Below are 19,667 nucleotides of genomic sequence, written 5' to 3'. Positions count from 1 at the left end.
AAATTTTTTTTATCTCTTGCTAAAATAAAATTTTTTTATAGATTGATATCATGAATACGAATAATTTTATTACATTGGTGATCAATTTTATCTTAAGATAATAATTAAATGAATATTTTAATCCATTTTAACAAATATAATATTTAATCTTTACTAATTACAAATGGTTATAAATACTATTAATTGATCACTTGAAATTATTTAATCATAAAAAATCGTTATAATTTATGTTTTCCCCATAACTTTGATTGAGGAATTTTTTGATGCATCGTCGTTTCATACAAACCCCTGTATCTCAATTTTTATTGTTTTGCAATAATACTAAAATAAATTTTTCGTTAATTTGCATTTCTGTGATATTTACTTCACATTACACATATGCAAGCAATGCATCTAAATCCGATATAAACAATTCATCAATCAATAATATATCCGACAGTGTCAATGTATTGGATGAACAACGATATACGGGTTCCCTTCTTTCCCCTTCAGGTGCCATTACCAAGGCAGGTATCCTTGCTTTGGAACCGTATCTCCAATCTACAATCAGCCGTGGGGCCTATCAATCCGATGGCAGCGTCAAAAATAGCAAACACAGGACAGATTCAGCGGACAGTTTCCTTTTGATTAAATACGCCATTACCGATAATCTGACCATTCAGGCAACCCCACAGGTTAATTATGCCTGGAACGGTAAAACCACATCCAGCAGTGTACATATTTCTGACTTGCCTGTAGAATTTCAATATCGCTGGATTGACCAGGATAACGCACATTATCGACCCAGCTTCACGACTTTCCTGGGCATGAATTTTCCAACCGGCAATTTTGATCAGTTGAACCGTTCCCTTGATGCTTTTGGAAGTGGACAATATACCCTACGTTTTGGTCTTCATTCCCAAGCTGCCTATAAAATATTTCATCGCGCCATACGCTTCCGCTGGTGGGGTGTAGGTCGAAAACCTATTGGTCACCGAAATATCAAGGGGATAAGCAACTATGGTACAGATCAGGGTTTTGCAGGCACAGTCAGAGGTGGCTTATTTGGCAACGCCGGATTTTCATTTGAATTTGGAATAACCAAAGCATGGGTATTGGCCTTTGACTTTCAGTATGATTGGGCTCAGGGGACACATATTAGGGGAAATTATAATCACCAGCGTTATTTACGCCATATCACAGGTGCCTCTCATGATTTTCAAATCGCTCCTGGTATAGAATATAACTTTACACCGGCCGTTGGACTTATCGCTGGTGCGGCATTGACCGTTGACGGCCATAATACCAATGATTTCATTCAACCTCAATGTGCCGTGAACATCGTTTTTTAATCTGATAAAATTTAACTTTTCATCAATATTGCAACCGTAAGCGATTGAACTATATAGAATAAGCAACTATCTGATAACCTTATAATTTATAACAATTATAAGGTCATTTTATAGAAGCATTATGAATTATCCCTGACTAGGAGCCATTTTATGACTCAAATTTTCAGCAATTCCTGTATTCTATTTCGTATGCTTAAAAACAGAATTAAAATTAGTTATTTTTGTTTTGGTTTTCTCGGTTTACTCAACCCTTCTGTTAACGTATACGCTGTCCCGAACGACATTGCGCTTGAAGCTACACAAGAGGAAAACAAGGAAGATACAGGTTCCAAAATTTTACAGGAACAAAGATATACGGGTTCCTTGTTGGCACCATCCGGGGCATTGGTCAATGCCGGGACTTTTGTTGTCGAACCGTATTTGCAAAACACAATAAGCCGTGGTGCCTATCAGGCAAATGGAAAAACCATGAATTCCAAACATAGAACTGACAATACCCTGAATTATACATTGGTTAAATATGCAGCAACCGATCGCCTGTCAGTTCAGATTGTGCCCCAGATCCGCTATACCTGGAACGGTCACACAACAGCTAGTACAGTTCATTTCTCGGATTTACCTTTTGAGATTCAATATCGTTGGATTGATCAAGAAGATGCCCATTACCAACCTAGCCTAACTACTGTCCTTGGCATGATCTTTCCAACAGGCAATTATAACAATCTTGGTCGTCATTTGGACGGTGCAGGAACAGGCAATTATACGCTGAGATTTGGATTGCAGTCCCAAGCCGCATATCAGGTATTTGATAAAGCCATTCGAGTTCGTGTTTGGGGTATGGGCAGGGAACCTCTGAATTCCGTTAATCTCCGCAATATTAGCAGTTACGGCACTGATACTGGATTTCGTGGAAATGCAAGATCAAAACTTTTTGGCAATACAGGTTTTTCCCTGGAGTATGGTCTGGATAAAAAATGGTTAATGGCTTTTGACCTTGTTTATGATTGGGCAAAGGGCACTCGAATAAAAGGGAGTTACCTTGATAAACCCAATTCCTATCAACATAAAGTAAATGGTGCCTCCCATGACATTCAGGTTGCACCAGCAATCGAATACAACCCCTCCACCCGCATAGGTATTATTGTTGGAACGGCTTTAACCGTGGATGGGCATAATGCAAATAATTTTGTTCAGCCTCAAATGGCGGTGAACTTTGTTTTCTAGTTCCATCAATTCAGAAATACCAAACGCGATAATCGTTGATCTTGTATAACAACAATCGCGTTTTGACGAAACTTTCTTGCCAATACGATCGCCTTGATGGGATCCATGGTAACCATAAATAATGGCTCTGAAAAATTTCTTAAAGTTCCTGTCCCTTTTCTGTAATCATAGCCTGACAAATACAAGGAAAGTTTTTGCATCATGCGCTTGTTCCATCCCTTGGCCTTTATTCTTCCTCCCGGGTTACAGGCACTCATCATAACCAGTTTCTTACTTTTATAGCGTTTGGGTAAATTTAAAGGATAGTGCCCTATTCTGATTTTAACAGTTCCAGCCTGATATATACTTTTAATATAGTTAGATCTAATTTTATTTGTCGCAGGTAATATTCCAGTCATTGTTATATCTTTTTATAAGATTGATCTTCACCAAATGTTGAATTTTTATGAACTTGTACAGATAATAAAAGACCAAATCCAAACATTACCGTCAGCAGGGCTGACCCTCCATAGGATACCATTGGTAACGGCACACCCCCCACGGGTATGGCACCCATAACCATTGAAAGATTAACTGCACAATAAAAAAAGAAATTCATCGTGATCCCCAATGCAAGCAAGCGACCAAACTGATTACGTGACCGCATGGCGATAACCATGCCCCCCACAATAATTAACAGTAATAACCCTATAACACAGATTCCCCCCACAAAACCCCATTCCTCTGCAATCATCGTAAAGATGAAATCAGTTTGTTTTTCTGGTAAGAAATTCAATTGCCCCTGTGTACCATGCAAATATCCCTGTCCCCACATTCCACCAGATCCCAATGCTATTTTTGACTGGATGATATTATATCCCGCTCCTAATGGATCATTTTCAGGGTGCATAAAAGTGGTAATCCTCGCTTTCTGATAATCATGCAAATGATTATAAACCAACTTTATGACAAACGGGATCGGTGTTAGTAACAAAAGAATCAAATACCAGCGCATACCTGCCGCAAAAAAAATAACAGCCCCTATACAACCTATAATAACCGCTGTGCCCAAGTTCGGTTCTTTTAATACAAGAACAACAGGTAATAATACAAGGATTGCAGGAATAATCAAACGTAATGGATTTGCCATCTGCTTCCAGCTAATTTTGTAAAACCAGCTGGACAATAAAAGAACCAAGGCAATTTTCATTAATTCAGAAGGTTGCAAGGCAATACCGCCAATTATAATCCAGCGCTCTGCTCCTTTACCCACATGCCCCATATGCAATACTGCAACCAATAACATTACAGCCAGTCCATAAAGAGGCCAAGCCAGTTTTACCAATATTTGCGGAGGAGTTAACGCCAACCCTATCATGATTATAAAACCCACGCAAAATTTAACAAATTGTGAATGAGCATAAGGATGGGAAGATCCTCCCCCAGCGGAATATTGGGCAAAATAACCAACCATTGCAAGAAGGCAGATCATTCCAACAAACAACCAGTTAACTCGCCAAAGCTTGCCCAGAATTCTAAAATTTGGTTCTGCTCTTAATAAACGTTTCTCAAAAACCATTATGTCTATACTTCATTCAACTTCAGATGGTTTTGAATCATCTGTTTCCGTTCTTGTATTTTTAGACTGATCTTTTTCCCAATTTTTTGCAGGATCACACTTTAATGTTGCAACCATCATCTCACGTGCCAAAGGCGCCGCAACAGAAGCCGCAGCATTACCATGTTCAACAATTAAAGAGATCGCATATTGTGGATCATCATAAGGGGCAAAACAAATAAACAACGCATGAGGACGATATTTCCATGGCAAATTAGCAGAGTTGAAATGGCCACTTTCTCTCAATGCACGGGAAACACTCTTTACCTGTGCCGTACCCGTTTTTCCAGCCAATAACATACCATGATAATCCATTTTTGCTTTTGCACCCGAACCTTTGTTTTCATTGACTACAGCATACATTCCAAATCTGATCATTTTTAGAAAATCAGGCTTGATATCCAGTTTTTGCCAATAGTTTGGATCTGCTTGCGGAACCAAAATATTATTACGTTTCCTAATAAGATGCGGATCAATTTTTTTACCCGTGGCAATTCTCGCCACATAAGTGGCAAGCTGCAATGGGGTTACATGAACAAATCCCTGTCCAATACCGCTGACGATTGTATCACCTACATTCCAGTGATGTCCTCGGGACTCACGCCATTTAGGAGTGGGAATTAACCCGGAACGCACATGAGTCAACTCAATCGGCAACCCCACTCCCAAACCGAGCTTATCACATGTGGCATGAATTGCTTCCATTCCCGTCCTGCGGGCAACCTCGTAAAAATATACATCACAAGAATATTTTAGGGCACCATGCAAATCGAGTGACCCATGTCCATATTTATTCCAGCAATGAAATCGGCTTCCCCCATAATCATAATAACCCGGGCAATGAATACGCGTATTTTCCGTAATCGTTGAAGCTTCAAGCGCAGCTAGGGCAACAGCAGGTTTAAAGGTTGAACCGGGAGGATAAGAACCTGCCACTGCCTTGTTTGTTAAGGGACTCCTTTCATCTTGAATCCAGGTCTTCCATTGTGCATGACTGACACCACTGTCAAATAAGGAAGGATCAAAAGATGGATTACTGACCATTGCCATCACTTCCCCATTCCGACAATCTAAAATAACTGCGCTGGCGGATTGGTCCGCGACGATTGAGGAAATTTCCTTTTGCAATTCAACATCAATGGTCAAGGCCACATCCTGGCCCTGGATACTATCAACATGGCCTAATTCTGTAATGATATGTCCCACGGAATCTACTTCAACCTGAACCTCACCGGCCTTTCCACATAGATCATTTTCCTGAGTCTGCTCGATCCCGGACCGACCCACTCGCATACCTGGCAACGCCAAAATGGTATTCTGTGCAATGTCTTTATCATTTGGGGGCGCTACATAACCGACAATATGAGCCAACAAACCTTCCAATGGATAAAGTCTTTTAGTACCCACATCAATGACAATACCTGGTAGGGAAGGCGAATTCACCTCGATAATCGTCATTTCGTCACGAGACAGAAAATCTTTCAACATAATGGGTATAAAACGACGTTGATGATCCAAATTCCATTGTATACGGGCGTAATCATGCTCATCCAAGGAAATTAAATCAGCAAACCGTTCTATCACATCAGAAACATTGTCTGTTTCTTCGGGTATAAGCATGGCCCTCCAATTTATCTTGTTATTGGCAAGAATGGCCCCGAAACGATCAAGGATACGTCCACGAGGTGGAGACAATAACCTTTTGCTTATAAGGTTTTTCTTAGCCATTTTTATATATCGATCGCCATTTACAACCTGCAATTTATAAAGACGATTAGCCAATAAAGACAAGATCCCTGTTTGAGCCGCTAGAATCAAAATTGCCCGCCGCGTAAATACACGTCGCGAATTCGTATCTGACAATACATTTCTGATACGATAGGGTAATCTTTTCTTCATTTTACAAGTTGTTCTACACCTGTTCGGGATCAGCTATGGTACGATGGGCCCAGGTAAACATGATTGATAAGAGCGGATAAAATCCTATAGCAAAAACCATCTCAAATATAAAGTATGAAACTGAAAACAGCTTTAAACTTAACAAAGAAATCAACAGCCATTGTATAAAAAAAACACTCAATGCAATTATTGAAAAAATTAACCAGACTATTAAAAAATTATATCTTGCCAGACGAAAACGCTGCGTGATTGCCATTCCATAAACAATAAGTAAAATGAAAATCACAACACCAGGTGAGGAAAAGTTTAGGAGATCAATAAGAAACCCCAGAAAAAAAACACCAATTGCCGGCATGGAAGTTGGACGATAAATTGACCAAAAATAAACCGATGATATCACAATAGCCAATAACAGTTCATTACGGCCAGGAATATTCAAGGGAACTGAAAAGATTAAAATTACAAACAGATTAAATCCCATAGGAACCATCCAACGAATGACAGCATCAATTTTTTGACACCTCGTTAAAGAAGGACGTATCCCTGGATGCCTTTTATGTGTTTTACTTTCAGATGATTTTTCTTTTTTAATCATTCCTAATCATGGCCTAGTAATTCAGGATTGGCGACGGGCCTGGTTTTCATCTTCTTTTTAGCCAGATTTACACGTCCCGGTGCATCAGGTGGAATGATATCATAATTTTTAAAATCAAAAATTCGAACAATTCTCAGGCTTTCCAATGAAGTGTAAGGCACAACAACGGGATGTCCAGGTTCAAGATAATGTACGAAACCAACAGGAATTCCAGTCGGAAAAGCGTTTCCTTTATTGTCAGTCAAAACTTTCTCCCCTTCAGTTGGAGGTTTATCTTCCGGGTAAAAAATCAATTTGGGATAAAGACTGTTATCACCAGCCATAATCGCCTGTACATGTGAACTCATTAAATTAACAGGAATTCGACTGGCAAGATCATTGATTAAGAGTATCCTGGCAGAACGATCACCAATTTCTGTCACTCTACCTATCAAACCGAAACCACTCAAGGCAATTTCACCGGCGTGCACGCCATGCCCCGGTTGTAGCATCACCAAAACTGCCTTATGATAAATTCCGCTTCCATCTGCGGCAACATGTGCGGTAATATAGGATATTGTCGGATCGGGTATCCAATGCAATTGATTTTTCAATTCAACATTTTCCTCTGCCAATCCTATTGCAACATGATACCATCCCTTAAGTTGCTCATTTTCCTCTTCAAGTTTCTTTTTTTCCTGAGAAATATTTTTAACTGTATTAACATTCAGAAAAAAACCATGAACAATATCAAACGGTCTCTCCACCAAAACATAGGCAGGCAAAAGAAAATCAATAACTTTTAACCGTATATCTTCTATTAATTTGGGTTTTGCCTGGCCAAGCAACATGATTAAACTCGCCATTACAAATAAGAATGGTAAGATTAATTTTGCCAACGCTTGCTTGATTTGAATGGATATAGGAATCATTATCGTAATATTTTTACGTTATTTTTCATTTTAAACCAGCTACTTAATATATAAGATGAGCAATATACCAAACTGTATATTGCTTATTAATATTAACGCTATTTTTTATATTTTCTCAATTGTGTTGACGTAACAACTAATACATAGTTGTTAAAACATTCCTAAGCTTTTTCATTTCCTCCAATGCACGTCCTGTTCCCAAAGCCACACAGTCCAATGGATTTTCTGCAACAATAATAGGTAACCCTGTCGCCTGTCGCAAAACATCATCCAGTCGAAGCAATTGACTGCCCCCACCTGTCAACATAATCCCTTTATCAACAATATCAGCAGCCAGTTCTGGAGGGGTATTCTCTAAAGCAACGGATACTGCCTCGACAATTTGAGAAACCGGTTCAGCCAAACTATCGGCAATTTGCTCCTGGGAAACCAAAACTTCCCTTGGCACTCCATTCATCAAATCTCGGCCTTTTACTTCACGCCAAGGACCGCCATCCTCCTTGGAGGAATCGGGAATAGCGGCTCCCAGTTCCATTTTCAATTTTTCCGCTGAACTCTCCCCAATTAAAAGATTATGATTACGACGTATATAGGCAATGATGGCATCATCCATTCGGTCACCACCAACTCGAACGGAACGCGCATAAACAATTCCCCCCAGGGAAATTACTGCAACCTCGGTCGTACCTCCTCCGATATCAACAATCATGCTGCCAGAGGGTTCCGTAACTGGCAAACCGGCCCCAATTGCAGCAGCCATAGGTTCTTCAATCAGCTGAACCCGTCGAGCACCTGCACTTTCTGCGCTTTCCTGGATAGCCCGCCTTTCAACGGCCGTTGATCCCGATGGAACACAAATTACGATTTGCGGGCTGGCAAACATACGACGATTATGCACTTTATGTATGAAATGCTTAATCATCTCCTCCGCAACTTCAAAATCCGCAATGACACCATCCCGCATTGGCCGTATAGCAGTTATATTACCAGGCGTTCTTCCCACCATATTTTTGGCCTCTTCCCCAACGGCCAAAACCTGCTTTTTCCCACGAACATCAGCAATGGCAACAACTGATGGTTCATTCAATACTATTCCACGACCTTTGACATAGACTAGTGTATTAGCCGTTCCAAGATCAATTGCCATGTCTGCAGACATAAAACCAAACAGACGAGAAAACATCCAAAACTCCCGACAACAAACTTATAATTCTAACAAAAATTTGTCTTAAATTTCTATCATCACAATTTGATAGAAATTACCAACCCCTACTTTTCACAGTATTTCCTTTCGACTTACTCATTTACAACCAATGGAGCAAGCGTTATCTGGCAAATGCTATTTAGCCTTATATATTATTTTTACCTTAAAGTATCGTTCACTAAAAAAAAATGTAAAAAAATCATTTCCTACAATGTAATTACCTATTTTGACTAATATTTTTCTCATTTAAATAAAAATTCATTTTAAAAATAAAAACGAATCGAAAATATAATTATTTAAACCCCCCTTAGCATATTATTTATGTTTCACTGTTTATACGTTTTATTCTGACTTTTTTATGTCTTTTTAAAAATTAATTTTAATAATCAAAAATCAAATTTTCATAAAAATGACAAAAAACATATTTTATATAAATAAATAACAAGGAGAATTTATAAATGTTTAGAATTAGCAAACAAACTTTTTTGGGGTTTTCAACCGTTATATTATCTGTTTCTTTTTTAACTGCCTGTGATAATGGCTATAGTGCTGGTGGAAGGGCAGGAACTGGTGCACTTATTGGTGGTGGAACCGGAGCAGCCATCGGGGCCCTTGCAGGAGGGGGAAGAGGAGCCGCTATTGGAGCTTTATCTGGTGGAGCGTTAGGGGCAGGTGTTGGCGCTTTAACAACACCTAATCGTCCAGGACCCAATTATAATAATCAGTACTATCAAAACCAACAATATCGTCAGCAACCAGTTAATAATTACAATTCACCCCGTCGTTAATCAAAAACGGCGTCAAAACGCCGTTCCATTTTTAAGAAACGTTTTCTGGTTTCTGTCTCTGACGCTTTGTTAACAATTTATTTAAAGCATGGACATAGGCCTTAACAGCAGAAACCACGGTATCAACATCTGTTCCTTGACCATCAACTGTTTTGCCATTTTCTTCCAACCTTACAGTTGTTTTTGCCTGTGCATCCGTTCCCTGCGTAACAGCCCCGATCGAAAATAGGGATAATGTTGCTTCAGGATGAGGGAAAATTTTCCTAATCGCATTGAAAGCTGCGTCAACCGACCCGCTATTTCCCGTAAATTCGATTTTTTTATTTTGTTTGTCAACTTCAAGAGTCAATAAAACCTCAGAAGCTCTTATCCCACTTTTAATGGACATATCAATAAACCGGATAAATTCATGATCTCTGACTTCATCATCAACCAAAGCCGAAATATCATCATCGTAAACCGTCTTCTTTTGATCAGCCAACGTCTTGAATCGCTGAAACGCCTCGTTTAATTTCTCATCAGAAAATTCATCATATCCCAATGATTTTAATTTGTCCCTAAAAGCAGCTCGACCCGAATGTTTACCCAAAACAAAAGAGGAACGGTTCCAGCCTACACTTTCAGGTGTCATGATCTCGTAGGTTTCTGCATTTTTCAACATTCCATCTTGATGGATACCACTTTCATGTGCAAATGCGTTTCTACCTACAATTGCCTTATTCGGTTGCACATCAAACCCGGTAATCGTTGATAAAGTCCGCGAGGCATTTAATAATTTATTCGAAATTATCCGGTTATCATAAGGAAATTCATCGTGACGTGTCCGTAAAATCATTGTTATTTCTTCCAGGGCAGCATTCCCGGCCCGTTCACCAATTCCATTGATAGTACACTCAACTTGCCTTGCTCCACCTTGCAGTGATGCGATAGTATTAGCCACCCCTAGTCCCAAATCATTGTGGTTATGGCAAGAAAAAATGACCTGATCAGCACCTGGAACCCTTTCCAACAAATCTTTAAATATACGACGCATATCTTCAGGAGTTGAATAACCAACCGTATCAGGAATATTAATTGTTGTCGCTCCATTTTTAATGGCCACTTCAACACAGCGACATAAAAAATCTGGGTCTGTGCGTGATCCATCCTCCGCTGACCATTGAACGTCATCTGTAAATTGTCTGGCCTTTTTATTTCCATCGGCAATAATTTCCAAAACGGTTTCAGGTTCCATACGCAATTTATATTTCATATGCAGTGGAGAAGTCGAAATGAAATTATGAATACGTTTACGCTTGGCCGGTTTTAAAGCTTCCCCCGCCTTTTCAATATCATTTTTACCACCTGAACGTGCCAAGCTACAAATAACTGAATCTTTGATTAGCTCAGCAATTCTGTAAACACTTTCAAAATCTCCTGTTGACGCAACGGGAAATCCTGCCTCGATTACATCAACTCCTAATTCAGTCAATATTCTAGCCATTCTCAGTTTTTCATCCAAATTCATTGAAAAACCAGGGGACTGTTCACCATCACGTAACGTTGTATCAAAAAAAATAACTCTATTTTTGTCAATTTTTCCAAATGATGGATGATTTATATTCATATCCGATGAACCTTCATAATCGTTTACAGGCATATTCTGGACGCAACTCACGCCCTCAGTTTGCCTATGAAAAAATAAATTTTTAAAGGAAATTACAAAAAAACCCCTAAATAAGATAACCTATTTTACAAGGTTATCTTACCTAGGGGCTGCTAAGTTGAAAGATCAAACAAAACACAGATATCCGTTCTCTATTTTTAAAATAGAAAAAATTTTTTTCCATAAGAGAGAATACCATAAATTTCATGCTGATATGACATCACTTTTCCCCAAAAAAAGCAAGTCCTATTTTTTAGCCCGTTAAATGTGTTACACTTCCGCCAATTGTAAAATACCGATCAACAGCATTTTTCATGGACATGGCTATTAACTGTCTATATGAAGACTGACGTAAAGCAGCCTCATCTTTACGATTAGACATAAACCCCATTTCAACAAGAATTGATGGAATGTTTACTGATTTTAAAACCACAAAAGCGGCATGTCTTTTGGGATTAGGCAACAAACCAACACGGGAATTAAACGATAAGACAACATTTTGCGCCATTGCTGCAGATTCTTTTTTTGTTTCCATTTTAACCAGACTGGCCAATATCTTTTCCACCGCTGGAGAAGTTACATGAATATTGGGGCCACCATAACGATCAGCTTGATTTTCAACTGAAGCCAATGCAGCAGATTGTGCATCAGATGCATGATTGGATAAAGTATAGACACTTGCACCTCGCACAGATGAATTCCGCAAGGCATCCGCATGCATCGATATGAAAAGGTTCGCCCTTTTTTTCTGGGCAAAATCTACACGTCCATTCAAGGGAATAAAATGATCTGAGCTTCTTGTCAGATAAACTTGATATCGTCCGGAGCGTCTCAACTGATTGGCAAGTTCCACAGCCGTAGCGTATGCAACATGTTTTTCATAGGTTCCAGAATATCCTATGGCCCCAGGATCTTTTCCACCATGACCAGGATCCAGCACAATTAATGGTAAAGCTGATCTGGCTTTGCCAATGATAGCTGGCGCCTTGGTTTTACCTTTGAATGTCTTCACCTTGGAAGTGGATTTAACTTGATTACGACCTTTTCCAGTTGCTCCAATTCTTTTTTGTCTTTTTTGTTTCATGGCAAATGAAAAGGAAGGAAACAAAACTCCTATTGACATTAATAACGTATTTCGTCTGGAAAAATTTAAAGCCATTTCAATCTATATTACCTTATCAAAATGTATATTAATAATGTTAATTCATGTCTAAGAATCTGTATACCCGAAATAGGATTCAGTGTATAATTCGACATTATTGCAATAATTCTACATTTTTTTGATCAAAAGCCATAAATCACGTTTTTAGCAACAAAAAACCTTTGCTTTCATAGCGCGTTTTGAGATATTAAAATAATTGTAGGTCTTTATTTTTAATAACAAATCAATAACCTATAAAGTCCTATAAATTATTGTTTATTTTTGATAGCGAAAATATGTCCATTTAATATTTACGAAAATTTAATGAAAGAAATCTAGAATTTAAAATTATTTTAAATCTTATAACAATTCAGAAATAAACAAAAAATGATCGAAATTCCTAATTAAAAATGCTTCATGGTTACATTTCCCTTAAGACGATAATTAAAAACATGTTTCCAACAAAAAGCATTTCTTCAAAAAACTATGGATTGTGACTACAATCACCGGAGTATTAGTAAAACATGAATAAAAAAATGCTGATTGATGCCAGCTATAAAGAAGAAACACGCGTCGTGGTCCTTGATGGCAATTACATCGAGGGATATGATATTGAAAATTCAGCAAAGAAACAAATAAAAGGTAATATCTACCTAGCTAAAGTAATCAGAATTGAACCCAGTCTACAGGCTGCTTTTGTTGATTATGGTGGAAATCGCCATGGTTTTTTAGCTTTTAATGAAATTCACCCTGATTATTATCAAATTCCCGTTGCAGACCGAAAAAAACTGCTGGAAATCCAAGAATTAAATAAAATGGAGGAAGAACCAAATCCGGATCAAGAATTGGATCCAGATCAGCCTTCCTATTATGAAGACATGGTTCATTCCCATAATAGCATAATCAAGAACTATAAAATTCAGGAAGTTATTCATAAAAGACAAATTATCCTCGTTCAAGTGGTAAAAGAAGAACGTGGAAATAAAGGCGCGGCTTTAACAACCTATCTATCTTTGGCAGGACGCTATTGTGTTTTAATGCCAAATTCCTTACGGAATGGCGGAATTTCTAGAAAAATCACTTCACCATCTGAAAGAAAACGGTTGAAGGATATTATCACTGAACTGAATATCCCATCACATATGGGAATGATTATCCGTACTGCAGGGGCTCAATGCCCAAAAGCAGATACACTAAAAGATGGGGAATATCTGCTTCACTTATGGGATGAAATACGCAATCTAACCATGAAGTCGATTGCACCAGCTCTTATTTATGAAGATTCTAACTTATTGAAATTGACATTACGTGATAATTATACACAAGATATTAATGAGATTTTGATAGATGGCGAGGATGCTTGGTCTCAAGCGAGAGATTATATGCGTGCATTGATGCCGCAAAATGTACATAAGCTTCATCTGTGGAGAGATCAAAAACAATCTCTTTTTTCTTATTACAAGGTTGAAAATTTGATTGATCAAATGCTTTCCCCGATTGTCCAACTAAAATCAGGGGGATATTTAGTCATTAATCAAACAGAGGCTTTGGTTGCTATTGATGTAAATTCAGGCCGTTCAATCAAGGAAAAAGATCTTGAAGAAACTGCATTGAGAACCAATCAGGAAGCCGCCAACGAAATTGCACGCCAGTTAAGGTTGAGAGATCTGGCTGGATTAATCGTTATCGATTTCATTGATATGGAAAACAAGAAGCATAATTATATTGTTGAACGTCGTTTGAAATCTCTACTTCACAAAGACCGTGCACGAATTCAGATCGGTTCCATCTCCTCCTTTGGCTTACTGGAAATGACCCGTCAAAGATTACGTCCCTCTATTGCTGAATTTGCCTTCACTCCATGTTCCGCTTGTAATGGAACAGGTATTATTCGAAGTGACGCCAATATTTCTTTACAAATCATCAGACAGATTGATGAAGAAGCTCGTAAAATCAAACCAGGAATTTTAACCGTTTCCATTTCATCCGGTGAAATTGTCTTGAATATTCTCAACCAAAAACGCAAATGGCTGGCGGATATTGAAAAGAAATATAAAATCAAGATTGAATTTGCAATTGATTCAACCCTGTCCTCTCATAATGCCCGTTTTTCAAGCAAAACTGATTCCTCACTTGATATGGAACCTGATGATGAAATACTTCAATCTACACCAAATGTAGTTCAGGAGAATCTTTTTGTCAGGGAAATACCAATCCAATCCTATCTTGAATATCAGACAAATTCAAAAACAGATTATAGACAAGATGAGATAGAGAATAAAGTTATTGATCTAAAACCTGAATCAAAAGCATTACGTCAAAATTCTGTCTCCATAGAGCATAAACAAGACGATACAAATCTCGATTCTTATTCGGAACAATATAAGGAAAACAAAAAAACATACAGTAACTCCAGGGATAAAAAACAACCCCATCATTCCCGTCGTAACCGTTATAAAAGAGGACAAGGTAAGGCTCAAAAAAATAATGACTTTACTCCCATTCTTGAGGCTGAACCCATACCAGAACCTGTCATCAATGAAAAACCTGAAGAAATAACTGTGACTCCAACCTTTGTTTCAATTGAAATTGATGCTGACAAAAGCCAGAATCAGCATGAAGAAACTGAAACTTTGATAAATCAAGTTATTGATAATTCTGACGCTGTAAATAAAGAGGATGAAACTTCAGATAATCTGGAAATAAAAGAGGAAAAACCTGCTCCAAAACGTCGACGGGCTACTAAAACCACCAAATCCACAGGCACCACCAAAACGACACGTAAAAGAGCATCAAGCAAAAAAGAGTCAAAAGAAAACGAAGCCGAGGAAAAATCGGATAATTCGGATAATAAAGAGGAAAAGGAAACGAAGATCAAAAAAACTACCAGAGCACGTAAAACAACTACAGCCAAAAAAACAACGCTTCGAAAACCCAAAAAAACCAAGGAAGCTGATGAAAATAACGAACAACCCTTAATTCAGCCCATTGTCATAGATGACACACCGACCAAAACGCCACGTTCCGGCTGGTGGAAACGGTAATTTTCGTTTTTTTATAAAGGCTTAAAAGAATTACTTTTAAGCCTTTATTATTATGCCAAAACAAAAATTCATTCAAACTTTTTGTAAATGTATATATAATATACATATTCGAAACAATAAAAGTTATCAACATATTATGCAACTTTCCCGATATACAGATTATGCGTTAAGAACCCTGATCTATTTACATGTTCATCATGATCGACTTTGTTCTATCCATGAAATTGCGACTTGTTATTCGATTTCACAAAATCATCTAATGAAAATTGTCCATAGATTGGGTAAACAAGGGTTTATCAAAACATTGCGTGGAAGAAATGGAGGATTAACTTTAAACAAAGATGCTGGCAGTATCAAACTTGGGGACATTATTCGCAATACAGAAGAAGATGAAACCTATGTCAAATGCGATCAATGCCTTATTCAATGTACTTGCAACCTGCCTGCATTTTTAATCGAGGCAATGAATAATTTTTATAAAACACTCAATCAATATTCTTTAAACGATCTTTTTAAAAATCCAAAACAACTTGAAGCAATTTTGAAATATATTGAACTAGTCTGAAAACCTAAAGCTCAAAATATTCACTTTTTTTATCATATTAATCAACAGAATTATATGATGTCCTTTTATAATTTTTTAAAAACGTGTAAAGCAATTGATTAATCACTTTATAATCAAAAAATTAATTATTTTAATTTAAACAGGATATATCAATGCATCGCTACCGCACTCATAATTGTGCCGCTCTAAGATCCCAGGATGTTGGATCAACTGTCAAGCTTTCTGGATGGATTCATAGTAAAAGAGATCATGGGGGTTTACTTTTTATCGATTTGCGCGACCATTTTGGTATTACCCAGATTGTTATTCCCACCAATTCACCTTTGATGAACACTGCGGAAAGATTGAGAGTGGAAAGCGTTATTTGCATTACAGGTATGGTTGTCGCTCGTGAAGGAGAAACCGTTAATCCAAAACTGCCAACAGGACAAATTGAAATTCAGGCTGAAAATCTTGAAATTATTTCCGAAGCTGACGTATTGCCTTTTCAAGTGACTGGCAACGAAAACTATCCGGAAGATTTACGTTTAAAATATCGTTATATCGATCTGCGTCGAGAACGGGTTCATCGCAATCTGATGTTAAGGTCAAACATTATTGCAAGCCTTCGCCATAGAATGATTGAACAGGGTTTCACTGAATTTCAAACTCCTATCCTGACAGCTTCTTCACCTGAAGGTGCCAGGGATTTTCTGGTTCCTGCCCGTCTACATCCTGGAAAATTTTATGCATTGCCACAGGCACCGCAACAATTCAAACAGCTTGCAATGGTGGCTGGTTTTGACCGCTATTTCCAAATAGCCCCCTGTTTCCGTGACGAGGCTGCACGTGCGGATCGTTCTCCGGGAGAATTTTATCAACTTGATTTTGAAATGTCTTTCGTCACTCAAGAAGATGTTTTTGAAACGCTGGAACCTGTTATGGAGGGCATTTTCAAGGAATTTGCACCTACACATACTGTAAGTTCAGCACCCTTTGAACGTATTCCCTATAAACAAGCCATGAAAGAATATGGCAGTGATAAACCAGATTTAAGAAACCCCTTAAAACTTGTTGATGTTTCCGAAGCGTTCAAAAATTCTAGTTTTGGTCTCTTTGCAAAAATTGTTGAGGCAGGAGGAGAAGTTCGTGCTGTTCCCGCTCCTGGTGCAGGATCATTTCCCCGCTCTTTTTTTGATAAGTTGAATAAATGGGCCAGAGAAGAGAAAGCGGGTGGTTTGGGATACATCATCTTTGAAGACAATGGGGCAAAAGGACCAATTGCCAAAAATTTGGATGAAGAACGTTGTGAAATGATCCGCCAGGCCTGTCATTTAAAAAGTGGCGATGCTGTTTTCTTTGTAGCTGGACAAGGCCTTGATATGGTTAAATTTTCCGGTTCTGTTCGAACAAAAATTGCAACAGAACTTGATCTAATCGAGAAAAACGCCTTCCGGTTCTGTTGGATTATTGATTTCCCTATGTATGAAATCAATGAAGAAACCGGATTGATTGATTTCTCTCACAATCCCTTCTCCATGCCTCAGGGTGGACTTGAAGCACTGATAAACAAGAATCCTTTGGAAATTAATGCATATCAATATGATATCGTCTGCAATGGTATTGAACTTTCTTCAGGTGCAATTCGAAATCATCGACCTGACATCATGATCAAAGCCTTTGAAATTGCCGGATATCCAGAGGAAGAAGTCGAAAAGCGTTTTGGTGGTATGCTAAATGCATTCCGTTATGGAGCTCCGCCTCATGGAGGTGCCGCACCTGGTATTGATCGCATGGTCATGCTTCTGATGGATGAACCCAATATTCGTGAGGTCATTCTATTCCCATTAAATCAACAAGGTGAGGATTTAATGATGGAAGCGCCTGCCCCGATTTCTGCAGAACGATTAAAAGAATTGTCCTTGACAATCAGTTTACCAAAAGTGGCAGTAAAAAAATCTAATGAAACTGTTGAAACAGATAAAAAATAAATGATAATTTCAGCCACTCCAATATATTTTATAGAGTGGCTAGAAACAATTAAATTGTTGAAAATCTCGAAATGATACTTTATTGAAAAATTTCAGACGTTCTAAATTTAGGTATCAATAATGAAATTTATCTATAACAAAATTACATAAGTAACATTATCGTGATTAATTCTTTATAATACTCAACCTTTAAAAACTCAAATCGCGAAATATAATAACAATTATCTATCTTTAAAGATAATTAAAATTCCTTTATACCTCCTATTTCAGGATTAAATATTACATAACTTTTATTATTACAAAATCAATCTACAAATTTTAATATGGGAAAATGGCATTGCAAGAAAAAAAATCTCAAGAAAAAACAGTCCTTTCATATTCCGATGGGCAATTAGCACACACCCTCCAACGCCGCCATATTATCATGATCTCTATCGGTGGTATTATTGGGGCCGGTCTTTTTGTAGGTGCCTCTGCCTCAATTAAGCAAACAGGACCTGCTGTTCTTTTGTCCTATGTCATTACTGGATTTCTCATTTTTTTTGTTATGCGAATGCTTGGCGAATTGGTTATTGAAAAACCAGAGGCAGGTTCCTTTCTCAATCATATCCGCCGTGGACTTGGCGATCATGTTACATTTATATTAGGATGGGGGTATTGGCTTTTCTGGATTTCTGCCATTGCTGCCGAGGCCATAGCCGGTGGAATTATTTTACTACATTACATGCATATTCCCGAACAATACACATTTCTGGCAACTATGGTTCTGGGACCTTTATTGGTTATTATCATGATGATAACCAATCTATTTTCTGTCAAGGGATATGGTGAATTTGAATTCTGGTTTGCCCTGCTTAAAATCCTAGCCATTACGGCCTTTATTATTCTTGGCGGTATAGCAATAAGCCATTTGGGTGGATATTACACAACAAAAATTAATAATATATGGCATTTCCAAAGCTTTTTTCCAAAAGGCATTCTTGCCGTTTTCACAATCATTCCAACCATTCTATTTACAGTTACTGGATCGGAAGTGGCTACCATAGCGGCAGCTGAATCCGATAAACCTGCGGAGAATGTCGCTTATGCCAGTAAAACAATTATTTTCCGAGTTATCACCTTTTACGTTATTTCAATTGGAATTATTGTCTCTATCCTGCCCTGGAATTATGTAATCCCGGGGATATCACCTTTTCTAATGGTTTTGCAAAAGCTTGAAATTCCTTATGCCTCGGATATTATGGCAATGACCATCCTGATTGCTATTCTCTCTTGCTTAAACTCATCTATTTACGCAACCTCCCGTACACTCTTTGAGCTGGCAGAATTTAATGATGCACCCAGATGGCTAATTCATACCAATAAAAATGGCGTTCCCAAAAGAGCAATTATTACCGCCTCCATCATCGGTATAATAATTTCGATTTTCTCGGTAATTTCGCCAAAAGTTTTTTTCACTTATATTTTAAGCTGCGCTGGATCCATTATCCTGTTTGTCTATATTGCAATAGGTTTATCTGAAATCGTAATTCGCTCAAAATTGGAACGAACCAAACAAAAACTAACATTTAAGATGTGGTTTTTCCCTTATCTATCCTGGTTTACAATCATGTCGTTTGCCATGGTGATTCTTGCCATGTTTTTTAATCATGACAGTCGAAATCAAATTACACTCAGCTGCCTTACCTTAATTTTGATAAGTATCTGTCGAATCATTATGTGTCGATACAATAAAATCAAATCTGTGGTTTAA

The 19,667-nt window shown here is 37.9% G+C and carries 15 protein-coding genes; 7 read left to right on the top strand and 8 right to left on the bottom strand.

Annotation, left to right across the window (positions count from 1 at the left end; all coding sequences use genetic code 11):
* The first annotated feature begins 263 nt into the window (after window positions 1-263).
* Together H3R28_RS01635 and H3R28_RS01630 are read left to right on the top strand one after the other, a co-directional pair.
* Complete coding sequence (locus H3R28_RS01635) at window positions 264-1,331, top strand: hypothetical protein (protein ID WP_198209161.1); 1,068 nt, start codon at window positions 264-266, stop codon at window positions 1,329-1,331.
* 150 nt (window positions 1,332-1,481) lie between these two features.
* Window positions 1,482-2,555 carry a hypothetical protein gene (locus H3R28_RS01630; protein ID WP_198209163.1) on the top strand — a complete coding sequence of 358 codons (1,074 nt, stop codon included), beginning with the start codon at window positions 1,482-1,484 and terminating at the stop codon, window positions 2,553-2,555.
* 5 nt (window positions 2,556-2,560) lie between these two features.
* On the opposite strand, the gene H3R28_RS01625 is transcribed toward H3R28_RS01630, so the two are convergent.
* The 6 genes from H3R28_RS01625 to H3R28_RS01600 form a co-directional block, all read right to left on the bottom strand.
* The gene (locus tag H3R28_RS01625) at window positions 2,561-2,953 is read right to left on the bottom strand and encodes a DUF3293 domain-containing protein (protein WP_198209165.1); all 393 of its coding nucleotides are present in this window, start codon (window positions 2,951-2,953) and stop codon (window positions 2,561-2,563) included.
* 2 nt (window positions 2,954-2,955) lie between these two features.
* Window positions 2,956-4,113, bottom strand: coding sequence for a rod shape-determining protein RodA (gene rodA / locus H3R28_RS01620; RefSeq protein WP_155565699.1), 1,158 nt, complete (start codon window positions 4,111-4,113; stop codon window positions 2,956-2,958).
* A 12-nt stretch (window positions 4,114-4,125) separates the two neighbouring features.
* Entirely contained in the window at window positions 4,126-6,051 is a 1,926-nt protein-coding gene (gene mrdA / locus H3R28_RS01615; protein ID WP_198209167.1) for a penicillin-binding protein 2, read from the bottom strand.
* 13 nt (window positions 6,052-6,064) lie between these two features.
* A complete protein-coding gene (locus H3R28_RS01610; RefSeq protein ID WP_232351179.1) occupies window positions 6,065-6,646 on the bottom strand; it encodes a hypothetical protein in 582 nt (193 codons plus the stop codon).
* 2 nt (window positions 6,647-6,648) lie between these two features.
* Window positions 6,649-7,557 carry a rod shape-determining protein MreC gene (gene mreC / locus H3R28_RS01605; protein ID WP_198209169.1) on the bottom strand — a complete coding sequence of 303 codons (909 nt, stop codon included), beginning with the start codon at window positions 7,555-7,557 and terminating at the stop codon, window positions 6,649-6,651.
* Between the two features lie 136 nt (window positions 7,558-7,693).
* Window positions 7,694-8,740 (bottom strand): rod shape-determining protein, encoded by a 1,047-nt coding sequence (locus H3R28_RS01600; RefSeq protein ID WP_110438296.1) that lies wholly within the window; start codon window positions 8,738-8,740, stop codon window positions 7,694-7,696.
* Window positions 8,741-9,219: 479 nt separating this feature from the next.
* Between H3R28_RS01600 and H3R28_RS01595 the strand changes: the two genes are divergently transcribed.
* Window positions 9,220-9,549 carry a hypothetical protein gene (locus H3R28_RS01595; protein ID WP_198209171.1) on the top strand — a complete coding sequence of 110 codons (330 nt, stop codon included), beginning with the start codon at window positions 9,220-9,222 and terminating at the stop codon, window positions 9,547-9,549.
* Between the two features lie 31 nt (window positions 9,550-9,580).
* Here H3R28_RS01595 and H3R28_RS01590 read toward each other — a convergent pair whose 3' ends face one another.
* On the bottom strand, window positions 9,581-11,155 hold the full coding sequence (locus H3R28_RS01590) for a 2-isopropylmalate synthase (RefSeq protein WP_198209173.1): 1,575 nt from the start codon (window positions 11,153-11,155) through the stop codon (window positions 9,581-9,583).
* A gap of 292 nt (window positions 11,156-11,447) precedes the next feature.
* Window positions 11,448-12,353 (bottom strand): N-acetylmuramoyl-L-alanine amidase, encoded by a 906-nt coding sequence (locus tag H3R28_RS01585; RefSeq protein WP_198209175.1) that lies wholly within the window; start codon window positions 12,351-12,353, stop codon window positions 11,448-11,450.
* 506 nt (window positions 12,354-12,859) lie between these two features.
* Between H3R28_RS01585 and H3R28_RS01580 the strand changes: the two genes are divergently transcribed.
* From H3R28_RS01580 to H3R28_RS01565, 4 genes are all read left to right on the top strand, one after another.
* Entirely contained in the window at window positions 12,860-15,379 is a 2,520-nt protein-coding gene (locus H3R28_RS01580) for a ribonuclease E/G (RefSeq protein WP_232351180.1), read from the top strand.
* 136 nt (window positions 15,380-15,515) lie between these two features.
* Window positions 15,516-15,944 (top strand): Rrf2 family transcriptional regulator, encoded by a 429-nt coding sequence (locus H3R28_RS01575; RefSeq protein ID WP_110438610.1) that lies wholly within the window; start codon window positions 15,516-15,518, stop codon window positions 15,942-15,944.
* A gap of 152 nt (window positions 15,945-16,096) precedes the next feature.
* Window positions 16,097-17,914 (top strand): aspartate--tRNA ligase, encoded by a 1,818-nt coding sequence (gene aspS / locus H3R28_RS01570; protein WP_198209176.1) that lies wholly within the window; start codon window positions 16,097-16,099, stop codon window positions 17,912-17,914.
* Between the two features lie 331 nt (window positions 17,915-18,245).
* Window positions 18,246-19,667: an amino acid permease gene (locus H3R28_RS01565; RefSeq protein WP_198209178.1), complete on the top strand. Its 1,422-nt coding sequence runs from the start codon at window positions 18,246-18,248 to the stop codon at window positions 19,665-19,667.

This window comes from Commensalibacter sp. M0268 (genome assembly GCF_016101925.1).
GTDB classification, from domain to species: Bacteria; Pseudomonadota; Alphaproteobacteria; order Acetobacterales; family Acetobacteraceae; genus Commensalibacter; species Commensalibacter melissae.
The sequence above is the reverse complement of the archived record's forward strand: the minus strand, read 5'-3'. Positions and strand labels throughout refer to the sequence as shown.